This is a genomic window from Microbacterium sp. CFSPD4_SD4, assembly GCF_057364585.1.
In genome coordinates, this window is the sequence record NZ_JBNFOC010000016.1 from 21,771 (window position 1) to 32,448 (window position 10,678).

Genomic DNA, 10,678 nt, shown 5'->3' on the forward strand with positions numbered 1-10,678 from the left:
GAACGAGCATCATGGATCTCGCAACGATCTGGTTCTGGGTGGTCGCCTTCCTGTTCGTCGGCTACTTCGTCCTCGACGGGTTCGACTTCGGTGTCGGCATGTCGCTGCCGTTCCTCGGCAAGAACGACGTGTCGCGCCGACAGGTCATCAACACGATCGGTCCCGTGTGGGACCTCAACGAGACGTGGGTCATCGTGGCCGGGGCCTCGCTCTTCGCCTCGTTCCCCGAGTGGTACGCCACGCTGTTCAGCGGGTTCTACCTGCCGCTGCTGCTCATCCTGCTCGCGCTCATCCTCCGCGGCGTCTCGTTCGAGTACCGCCATCAGCGGGAGAGCCGGAAGTGGAAGCAGGGCTTCGACCGGATGATCGTGATCGGCTCGGTCGTCCCGGCGCTGCTCTGGGGCGTCGCCTTCGGCAACATCGTGCAGGGGGTGGCGATCGATGAGAACCACATCTACGTCGGCGGCTTCTTCTCGCTGCTCAACCCGTACGCGCTGCTGGTCGGCGTGACGACCCTGCTGCTCTTCTTCCTGCACGGCGTGCTGTTCGTCGCGCTGAAGACGGACGGCCAGGTGCACGAGGACGCGCAGAAGCTCGCGAAGAAGGCCGCCATCCCGACGATCCTCGTCGCGGCCGCGACGGTGATCTGGACGGTCGCGATCGCGATGGGCCGCGAGGCTCCGCTGCTCTGGCTCGTCATCGGAGCCGGTGCGCTCGCGGCGGTCAGCCTGATCGCGGCGGTCGGCTTCTCGCTCGTCCGCCGCGACGGGTGGGCGTTCTTCGCCGGCATGCTCACGGTCATGTTCGCCGTCGTCATGCTGTTCTCCGCCCTGTTCCCGTTCGTGATGCCGTCGACCATCGATCCGGCGTACAGTCTCACGATCGCCAACGCGTCCAGCACTCCGTATACGCTGCAGATCATGAGCTGGACCGCGCTGATCGCCCTCCCGCTGGTCATCGCGTACCAGACCTGGACCTACTGGGTGTTCCGCAAGCGCGTCACCCGCCGGTCGATCGAGGGGGCTCCGGCGCACGCGTGAAACCCGTCGATCCGAGGCTGCTCCGATACGCGGCCGCCGCCCGGGGATTCCTCTTGGCGTCGGCCGCGATCGGCGTCCTCCAGACCGCGGTGACGATCGCCTTCGCGTGGCTCCTCACCGAGGCGGTCGTCGGGGCCATCGCCGGGCGCGACGTCACCGTGACCCTGGTCTGGCTGCTCGGGACCGCCCTCCTGCGGGGTCTGCTCATCGCCGCCTCCGACGCCGCGGGCACGCAGGCCGCCGCCCGGACCGGGATGCAGCTGCGCGCGGCGCTCGTGGCGGCCGTCGGACGCCTCGGCCCCGGGTGGCTCGCGCAGCGGAATCAGACGCAGATCGCCGTCACCGCCGGTCACGGCCTGGAAGCCCTGGACGCGTACTTCGCGCGGTACATCCCGCAGCTCGTGCTCACCGTCATCGCGACGCCGGTGCTCGTCGCGGTCATGTGGTGGCAGGACTGGCCGAGCGGGCTCACCGCCGTCATCACCCTGCCGCTCATCCCGCTCTTCCTCATCCTCATCGGCATCGCGACCCGCACGGTGCAGAAGAAGCAGTGGCAGACGCTGCAGCACCTCGCCGCCCGCTTCGCCGACACGGTGCAGGGGCTGTCGACGCTGCGGCTGTTCGGCCGGGACCGTCGGGCGGCCGACCGCATCGAGGCGACCGCCGACGAGTACCGCCGCGAGACCATGAAGGTGCTGCGGTTCTCTTTCCTGTCGGGGTTCGCGATGGAGCTGCTGTCGTCGCTCGCGGTCGCGCTCATCGCGGTCGCGGTCGGGTTCCGGCTGCTGTCGGGCGACCTGAGCCTGGAGGTCGGTCTCTTCGTGCTGCTGCTCGCCCCGGAGGCCTTCCTCCCCATCCGTCAGGTAGGCGTGCAGTTCCACGCGGCGGCCGAGGGCGTCGCGGCCACGGAAGACGTGTTCGACGTGCTGGATGCGGCGCGCGACCGGGACCGGGGCGGCATGCGCCCGCACGACCTCGGCACGGACGCACGACCGAACCCCGTGGAATCGTCCGGCAGCCGGGTCGACGTCGTGCCGGCGGGGCGGGAACTCGTGGTGGAGGAACTCCGCGTGCGGGACCTCCCGCCGGTGTCGTTCGTCGCGGAGCCCGGGTCGGTGACCCTGATCGAGGGGCCGAGCGGCTCCGGGAAGTCGAGTCTGCTCGCCGCCCTCCGCGGTGCGGTGGACTCCACGGGCACGGCGACCTGGGGCGGACGGGACATCGCCGAGCTCGCACCGTCCGACTGGCTCGCCTGGGCCGGGCAGACGCCGGGGCTGATGCGCGGCACGGTCGCGGAGAACGTCGCCCTCGGGGATGCCGCTCCCGACCTCGCCCGTGTGCGCCGGGCGCTCGACGCCGCGTGCGCCGAGGGCATCGACGCCGACCGCGTGCTGGGTGTGCAGGGCGCAGGGCTGTCGGGCGGACAGGCGCAGCGCGTCGCGGTGGCCAGGGCGCTGTACCGCCACGACGGAATGCCGGAGCGGATGCTCGCGCTCGATGAGCCCTCCAGCGCCCTCGACGCCGACACCGAGGAGCGGCTGTGGCGGTCGCTGCGCGCGCGAGCGGATGCCGGCGCCACCGTCCTGCTCGTCTCGCACCGCCGCTCGGCCAGGGACATCGCCGACCGGATCGTGGCGCTGGGGGTGAGCGCATGAACGAGACGACCCGCAGCGACCGGGTCCGGGAGGTGCTCCGGCTCGCGCAGCCGCCGTTCCGCCGCTTCCTCCCCGGGCTGATCTGGGGCGTGCTGTCGGCGGCCGCCGCCGTGAGCCTCCTCGCGGTGAGCGGCTGGCTGATCGTGAGCGCGTCGATCGTCGACTCCCTCGTGCCGCTGTCCATCGCGGTCGTCGGGGTGCGGTTCTTCGCCGTGACCCGAGCCGTCACGCGGTACCTCGAGCGGCTCAGCGGTCACGACGCCGCCCTCCGACAGCTCGCCACGACCCGGTCCGACATGGTGTGCCGCCTCATCCCGCTCTCGCCGGCGGGGCTCGGCGCGACGGACCGGGGCCAGGTGCTCGCGGCTCTCGTCGACGACGTGGAGAACCTGCAGAACCTCCCGCTCCGGGTCGTGCAGCCGCTCGCCGTCTCGGGCGTGGTCGCCCTCGGCGCCGTCGGCTTCCTCGCCTTCGTCTCGCCGCCGGCCGCGCTCACGCTCGCCGTCTGCCTCCTCGTCGCCGCGCTCGCCGCCGTCGGGCTCGGCTGGATCTTCGGCTCCCGTGCGGAGGCCGCGGTGTCGGCGCGTCGGGCCGAGGTGTCCGCCGCCCTCGTCGACTACTTCGGCAGCCTCGACGTGCTGCTCGCGTTCGGCGCGGAGGCGCAGGCCCGAGAGCGGATCCGTGTCGCGGATGCCGCCCTGCGTCGGGTCGTCGGTCGGGCGTCGCTGGCGCAGGCCGTCGCGGCCGGAGTGGTCTCGCTGATGGCCGGCGCCGCCTCGGTGTGGGCGCTGGCGGTGGCAGCCCCGGGCCTCGCCACGGGAGCCATCGACGCCCCGTGGCTCGCGGTCGCGGTGCTCGTGCCGATGGTCGTGTTCGAGGTGTTCGGCGCCGTGCCGATCGCGGCGGCCTCGTGGCGGAGCGTCCGCGCGAGCGCGGAGCGCATCGTGGACGTGCTGCCCGAACAGATGCCGTCGGAGCTGCGGACCGACGCGGGGGAGGACGTCGCGGTCGACGGCGTCCCCGCGCTCACGCTGCGGGGAGCCACGGCGCACTGGCCCGGAGGGGCGGCGGCGCTGACCGGGGTGGACCTCGACCTCGCGCCGGGTGAGCGGGTGCTCGTCTCCGGGGCGAGCGGGGCGGGCAAGAGCTCGCTGGCGGCCGCGCTCGTGGGCTTCCTCCGCGTGGACGGCGAGTACCGGATCGGCGATCTCGACGCGGCGGCGCTGTCCGGACCGTCGCTGCGCCGCGTCGTCGGCCTATGCGAGCAGCAGCCGCAGCTCTTCGACGAGGACGTGCGGCAGAACCTCCTCTTCGCCAGGGACACGGCCACCGACGAAGAACTCCTCGCCGTGCTCGACCGTGTGGGACTCGCGGCGTGGGTGCGCGAGCGCGGAGGGCTCGATGCGCGGGTGGGCGACCGCGGTGCGCTGGTGTCCGGCGGTCAGGCGCAGCGGATCGCTCTGGCTCGCGCGCTGCTCCGCGGCTTCCCGGTGCTCGTGCTGGACGAGCCGACGGCGGGCGTCGACCCCGAGGCCTCAGATGCTCTCCTGCGCGACCTGCTGCAGGCGACGGGGGAGCAGTCGGTGCTGCTCATCTCGCACGTGGCGCCGCCCGCGGGGACGGTCGACCGGGCCGTGCGGATCGAGGGCGGCCGGACGGTCTGAGCCTCAGCCGACGAGGTTCATGTCGGCGGGCGGCTCCATCACGATGCCCTGCGCCTCGAACGCGCGACGGCGCTCCTCGATCCGGCGGTGCATCTCGACCTGGGCCTCGTCCACCACACGCGGGTCGAGGTCGACCGTCGGCGGATGCGGGTCGCCGTGGTGCGCGGCGATGTACGCATCGAGCTCGGGGCCGCTGGTCCAGGAGGTGATGAGCGCGTACCGGGGGCCTGTCCCGCGATGCCACACGGCATGCCAGAAGCGCTGCGTGTCGACGATGATCCGGGAGCCGGCGCGCAGCGGCAGCCGGACCTCGGTGACCGGGTCGAACCGGTCGGAGCGGAGGATGAGCATCGAGTCGGTGTCGTCGGTGAGGTTGTAATACCCGCGGACCACCCAGCCCGTGCCCGGCTCGTTGAGGCGGTTGTTGTCGTCCTGGTGCAGGTTGTAGATCGCGTCGGCGTAGTCGTTCGGCTGGAGCTCGATGACCCGGCAGCGGCCGACGCCGGCGCCGGGGGCCAGGGCACGGCGCTGCAGGGTCGAGGCGATCGCGACCTGCGAGGGAATCCAGACGCCGTCCTTGTCGGTGCGCGGCGGCGTGTGGTTCCAGAAGCCGTTGCAGTCGATCTCGCCCGCGTAGCTCGTCAGGGGTGCGAAGCGGGTGATGCCGGAGGAGCGCCAGCCGACGTACTCGAGGTCCTGCCACTCGGACGGGTCCACCGGGGTGGTCTCGTCGTCGAGGACCACGTATCCGGTCTCGGCGAGCGCCGCAGACGTGATGAATCCCATGCTGCTTGCATCCTTCCCGTCGTTCTGCCCCCGGAGGCGGCGGGTTCTTAGGCAATCCTAATCCTGACCTCCCCTCGCCGACCCACCCCCTTGCGTGTGTCCCACCCCCTTTCGGCCGCACGCAGAGGGGTGGCTCGGCCGGAAGGGGGTGGGTCGGCGAGGGATATCCTGAGGCCATGACGCAGCCCCAGGGTGCCCTTCTCGTGGGCAGTGTGAACTTCGACGACGCCGAGACGACGATGCGCACCGCGGCGGAGCTGCTCGGCGACCGGTTGCGTCGCATCCCGGACGGCGAGGTGGGCAAACGGTTCCACTGGATCATGTTCCAGCCCGACGTCATCGGCCAGGCGGACGGCATCGAGCGGATCGGCGACGAGCCCATCCCGTTCCCCGCCGGAATCGACGCCCGGGGCCTCCGGATCGCCGAGGGCGTGGACCCGGCGACCATCGCGCTGCCTCCGCTGGAGCACGCCTCCGCGGCGATCGAGTCGTACGGCCTCTTCACCCGGCTGCGGGAGGAGGGAGTGGTCGCCGCGGGCACCCGGTTCCAGGTCTCGCTGCCCACCCCGCTCGCCGTCATCTCCTCGTTCTTCCACGGCGACGACCGGACCGCGATCGAGCCCGTGTACACCGCCGCGATGCTCCGCGAGCTCGACGAGATCCTCGCCGCGATCCCGCACGACGACCTCGCGGTGCAGTGGGACGTCGCGAGCGAGATGGGGATCCTCGAGGGCGCCTCCGGCTACGGCGCCGTCATGGAGGGGTGGTGGCCCGGCGACCCGTTCGACGGCCTCGTCTCGCGTCTCGCCGCCCTCGTCGATGCCGTCCCGGACGACGTCGAGGTGGGCGTGCACCTCTGCTACGGCGACGCGGGGGAGAAGCACTTCTTCGAGCCGACCGACGCCGGCTCCCTCGTCCGCTACGCCAACGCCGTCATCGCCGCGGCCCACCGTCCGCTCACCTGGCTGCACCTTCCCGTGCCGATCGGCCACGATGACGAGGCCTACTTCGCCCCGCTCGCCGCGCTCACCCCGGTCGAGGAGCTCTACCTCGGCCTCGTGCACCGGGAGGACGGCGCGGAGGGTGCGCGTCGCCGGATCGCCGCCGCCGTCCCGTTCGCGCCGGAGTTCGGCGTCGCCACGGAGTGCGGCATCGGGCGCGCCCCCGCCGGCTCCACGGAGGGCATCCTCCGCGCCCACGCCGAGGTCGCCACCGCCTGGTGACCCGCCGATTCGCGCGCTCGGCCCCGGTGTCGTAAACTGATCCGCGGTGACGTGTCCGAGCGGCCGAAGGTGCAACTCTCGAAAAGTTGTGTAGGGTAACCCCCTACCGTGGGTTCAAATCCCACCGTCACCGCCACCACGAAGGCCCCGACTCCCTGGAAACACGGAGATGCGGGGCCTTCGTCATGTCCGGGATCCCGAGCGTGATAACGTAGATGTCGTTCACGGGCCTATGGCGCAGTTGGTAGCGCGCCTCGTTCGCATCGAGGAGGTCAGGGGTTCGAATCCCCTTAGGTCCACAGGAACAGAACGAAAGAACCTCGCCCCGCATCTCGCGGGGCGAGGTTCTTTCGTTGGCGCACGGGGCTGATCCGATCGCCGCGACGGGACCGCTCGGCGGCAGGGGTCCGATTCGGTGCCCCTAGGCTGAGGGCATGGACGCGACGCCCAGCGAATCCGGCTCGACCCTGCACACGCATGCCGTCGACAGCCAGCGCCGTGCCGCGGCCCTCGGCGAGGGGAATCGGGTGCTGTCGCGTACGCAGAAGGTGTACGTGGCGCTCCGGGACGACATCGTCCGCACCCGGCTCGCCCCGGGCGAGGTCGTCATCGAACCCGAGCTGGCCGCGCGGTTCGGGGTGTCGAAGACGCCGGTGCGTGAGGCCCTGCAGATCCTCGTCGTCGAGGGGCTCGTCGTCGCCCTTCCCCGACGCGGATACGTCGTCCGCCCGCTGGGCATCAACGAGGTGCGCGAGGTGCTCGACCTGCGGTTGATCATCGAACCGCCGATGGCCGCGAGTGCGACGCGCTACGGCAGCGAGGCCTTCGTCGAGGAGCTCAGCTCGATCCTGGACGCGCAGCGCAGCGGCTCCGGCACGGCGGAGCTGACCGATGCGGCCCGCGCGTTCCACGAGTGCATCCTCGGCGCGGCGCGCAACGCTCGGGCGAAGACGCTCATGAGCGGCCTGTTTGACGAGACGACGCGGAGCCATCACCTGATCCCGGCGATCGATGCGCGCATCCACTCGGACGTCGAGAACAACGGTCACCAGCAGGTGCTCGAGGCGATCCGCACCGGCGATCCGCGGGCGGCCGAGGAGGCCATGCGCCAACACCTCGTCGAGCTGCGGGAGTTCGTCCTCCAGGCGTTCCTCGAAGCCTGACGCCTCCGCGGCGTACGCGCAAGCCGTCACACCTCCGTGAGATATATCTGAGGAATATCGCTATTGTGCCCAAGATATTTGGGAGCTATGGTGGTGCCGACACCGCGGTCGGCTCTTCGGCCTCGATGGGAGTTGCCGAGAGGATCCAGGTTTGTTGCGACGTCGCATCCGCACCTTCACCGAGCTGTTGAGCTTCGCTCCGCCCGCCCTTCCCACCGAGGCGACGCGCGTCGCCGAGGCGCGCTGTCTCGACGATCTGCGACGGCTCGCGAAGCGACGGGTGCCCGGATTCGTCTTCGACTACGTCGAGGGTGCCGCGGTGACCGAACAGGCCGCTCGGGACAACGAGGCCGCCTTCGCCCGCCGGAGGTTCGTGCCCACGGTCACCGAGAGTGCCGCGGGGGCGACGCTCACCACCCGCCTGCTGGGACGCGAGCACGCGATGCCCATCGGCATCGCTCCGATCGGTCTCACCGCCCTCATGCGTGCGGCCGGCGAAACCGACGGGGCCCGTGCGGCCGCCAACCGCGACGTGCCGTTCGTGCTCTCCACGATGGGAACGCGGAGCATCGAGCACGTCGCCGACGCCGCACCCGCCGCGCGGCGGTGGTTCCAGCTCTACCTGCGGCGCGATCGCGCCGCGTCGCTCGCCCTCATCGAGAGGGCCGCCGCGGCAGGGTTCGACGCGCTCGTGCTGACCGTCGACACCCGGGTCCCGGGGCAGCGCTATCGCGACGACCGCAACCGGCTCTCGATGCCGCCGCGTCTGACCCTGCGCACCGCCGTCCAGTCGGCGCTGCATCCCTCCTGGACCCTCGATCTGCTGGCCCACGACGCGCCGGCCATGGCGAACTTCGGCCCGCGTTCCGGACGCGTCACCGACGTGGTGGGCAGCATGTTCGATCCCGCGCTGTCCTTGGACGACGTGCGCTGGCTGCGGACACACTGGAGCGGGCCGATCGTCGTGAAGGGCGTGCTCTCCGCCGTCGACGCCGAACGCTTCATCGACGCCGGCGCGGATGCCATCTGGGTCTCCAACCACGGCGGTCGTCAGCTCGACCGCGCGATCGCGCCCGTCGAGATCGTGGGCGCCGTGCGCGCCGCCGTCGGCGACGATGTGCCGATCCTGCTCGACTCCGGCATCCGCAGCGGTCTCGACGTGGTGGCCGCGATCGCGTGCGGAGCCGACTTCGTCTTCCTCGGCCGGGGATACATGTACGGCCTGATGGCGGGCGGCCGGGTGGGGGTCGAGAGGGCGCTCGCCCTGGTGGCGAACGAGACCCTGTCGACGATGCAGCTTCTCGGCGTGCGCACGACCGCCGAGCTGCGCGGCCGGGGGACCGCCGTCCTCGCGCCGACCGGATAGCCACGACCACGCCAGCACTTTTCAATGACGAAAGGACACCCCATGGCCCACGAACAGCAGCGCACCATGACCCCGCAGGCGAGGCGGGCGATCGCCGCCGCCTACTTCGGCACCCTCATCGAGTGGTACGACTACGCGCTCTACGGCGCCGCCGCCGGCCTGGTGATCGGCCCGCTCTTCTTCCCGGACGTCATCCCGGCCTCCGCCTCGATGCTGGCCTTCGCGACCTTCGCCGTCGGCTTCGTGGTGCGGCCGCTCGGCGGCCTCATCATCTCCCACCTCGGGGATCGGGTCGGCCGGAAGCCCGCGATGATCCTGACCATCGTGCTCATGGGCATCGCGACCGTGGGGATCGGGCTCCTCCCGACCGCCGAGGCGATCGGGGTGGCGGCGCCGATCCTGCTGATCCTGTTCCGCTTCGTCCAGGGCTTCGGTGCCGGAGCAGAACTCGCCGGTGCCCTCACGCTCGTCGCGGAGTACGCACCCGAACCGCGCCGGGGAAGGGTGATCGGACTGGTCACCTCGGGTGCTCCCGGGGGCGCCTTCCTCGCGACGCTGGCCTTCACCTTCGCCTCGATGCTGCCCGGCGACGTGTTGCTGGGCGGGGCCTGGCGCATCCCGTTCCTGGTCTCCGCCGTGCTCTTCGTCCTCGCGCTGTGGATCCGTCGTCGCCTCGAGGAGACGCCGGAGTACCGGGCCGCGGTGGGGAACGCCGAGCAGGCCGCGACGAAGGTGCCCCTGGCGGAGCTGTTCCGCCGCAGCCCCCGCGAGCTCGTCGTCGGCTTCTTCAGCGTGTGCGGCCACAACGTGACGAACTACGTGCTCAGCGCCTTTGCCCTCAGCTACCTCACGCTGACGGTCGGGATGCCCCGGGTCCAGGCACTGGTCGCCGTGCTCGTCGCCTCGCTCCTCACCGCCTTCGCACCCGTCCTCGGCGGGATCGCGGTGGATCGCTTCGGAGCCAAGCGCGTTGTGATCTTCGGCTCCGTCGCCGGGATCGTCCTCACGTACCCGGTCTTCCTCTCGCTGCAGTCGGGCGACCCGGTGTGGGCGGCTCTCGGGATGACGGCGCTCGGCGTCATCGCCGTGGGTGCGACCGCCGCCTCCACCGGGACGTTCCTCACGAACCTCTTCCCGACGCGGTACCGCTTCACCGGCGTCGCGACGGCCCGGGAGCTGAACGGCGCGCTGATCGCCGGACCCACCCCGCTCATCGCCACGGCGCTCGTCGCGGCCGCCGGGGGAGGACTCTGGTTCGTGGTGCTGTTCGTCATCGGCGCCTGCCTGGTGTCGCTGCTGGCTGTCGTCGCGACGCCGAAGCGCGTCGGGGATCTGCAGCCCGAGGACCACTCCGACTCCTCCCGGTTCGCGCCGGCGGGAAGGGCCGCGGACTGAGGGGCGGGCGACACGCCCGGGAATCGGCGGTGATTTGCCCGATGCCCGGAACCCACGTAAGTTATTACCTGTTCGCCCCAAACGGTTGAGCGGAGGTCCTCGGACCGGCTCCCGTCAAGCATCGAACACCTCCCGAATCCCACACACTCACAGAGTGAACAGGATGAAGGATGCTGATCCGTTCCCACGGTCAGGCCGAAGAAACTCGGACTTGACAACGGAAACGAGATCGGTAAGATAGAGAAGTTGCCCTGCGGGCCTGGTTGTGATGGCTGGGTCGTGGGAGCATCCGATCCTTGAGAACTCAACAGCGTGCACTTGTCAAATGCCAAATTATCCTCGTCTAGCTTCGGCTGGGTGAGAATTCCTTTGGATCAAAGACCAAC

At 70.9% G+C, this 10,678-nt stretch carries 8 protein-coding genes and 2 tRNA genes; 9 read left to right on the top strand and 1 reads right to left on the bottom strand.

Features of this window, described 5'->3' with window-relative positions; translation table 11 throughout:
- The first annotated feature begins 11 nt into the window (after positions 1-11).
- Genes cydB through cydC form a run of 3 tightly spaced genes read left to right on the top strand, consistent with a single transcriptional unit; the run spans position 12 to position 4,359 of the window.
- The gene (gene cydB, locus AC2W7E_RS15670) at positions 12-1,040 is read left to right on the top strand and encodes a cytochrome d ubiquinol oxidase subunit II (protein WP_025105486.1); all 1,029 of its coding nucleotides are present in this window, start codon (positions 12-14) and stop codon (positions 1,038-1,040) included.
- The gene (gene cydD / locus AC2W7E_RS15675; RefSeq protein ID WP_485989478.1) at positions 1,037-2,695 is read left to right on the top strand and encodes a thiol reductant ABC exporter subunit CydD; all 1,659 of its coding nucleotides are present in this window, start codon (positions 1,037-1,039) and stop codon (positions 2,693-2,695) included. Before cydB ends, cydD begins: the two co-directional genes overlap by 4 nt.
- Positions 2,692-4,359, top strand: coding sequence for a thiol reductant ABC exporter subunit CydC (cydC, locus tag AC2W7E_RS15680; RefSeq protein ID WP_485989479.1), 1,668 nt, complete (start codon positions 2,692-2,694; stop codon positions 4,357-4,359). Before cydD ends, cydC begins: the two co-directional genes overlap by 4 nt.
- A gap of 3 nt (positions 4,360-4,362) precedes the next feature.
- Here cydC and AC2W7E_RS15685 read toward each other — a convergent pair whose 3' ends face one another.
- Positions 4,363-5,145, bottom strand: a complete 783-nt coding sequence (locus tag AC2W7E_RS15685) for a hypothetical protein (RefSeq protein ID WP_485989480.1) — start codon at positions 5,143-5,145, stop codon at positions 4,363-4,365.
- Between the two features lie 176 nt (positions 5,146-5,321).
- Here AC2W7E_RS15685 and AC2W7E_RS15690 point away from each other — a divergent pair, with 176 nt between their 5' ends.
- The 6 genes from AC2W7E_RS15690 (at position 5,322) to AC2W7E_RS15715 (ending at position 10,292) form a co-directional block, all read left to right on the top strand.
- The gene (locus AC2W7E_RS15690; RefSeq protein WP_485989481.1) at positions 5,322-6,368 is read left to right on the top strand and encodes a hypothetical protein; all 1,047 of its coding nucleotides are present in this window, start codon (positions 5,322-5,324) and stop codon (positions 6,366-6,368) included.
- A 45-nt stretch (positions 6,369-6,413) separates the two neighbouring features.
- Positions 6,414-6,504, top strand: a tRNA-Ser gene (locus tag AC2W7E_RS15695).
- A 90-nt stretch (positions 6,505-6,594) separates the two neighbouring features.
- A tRNA-Ala gene (locus tag AC2W7E_RS15700) sits at positions 6,595-6,667 on the top strand.
- A 135-nt stretch (positions 6,668-6,802) separates the two neighbouring features.
- Complete coding sequence (locus tag AC2W7E_RS15705) at positions 6,803-7,531, top strand: GntR family transcriptional regulator (protein ID WP_085605873.1); 729 nt, start codon at positions 6,803-6,805, stop codon at positions 7,529-7,531.
- 151 nt (positions 7,532-7,682) lie between these two features.
- Positions 7,683-8,897, top strand: a complete 1,215-nt coding sequence (locus AC2W7E_RS15710) for an alpha-hydroxy acid oxidase (RefSeq protein ID WP_315109773.1) — start codon at positions 7,683-7,685, stop codon at positions 8,895-8,897.
- 42 nt (positions 8,898-8,939) lie between these two features.
- Positions 8,940-10,292 carry an MFS transporter gene (locus AC2W7E_RS15715; protein ID WP_315109770.1) on the top strand — a complete coding sequence of 451 codons (1,353 nt, stop codon included), beginning with the start codon at positions 8,940-8,942 and terminating at the stop codon, positions 10,290-10,292.
- The last annotated feature ends 386 nt before the right edge of the window (positions 10,293-10,678 follow it).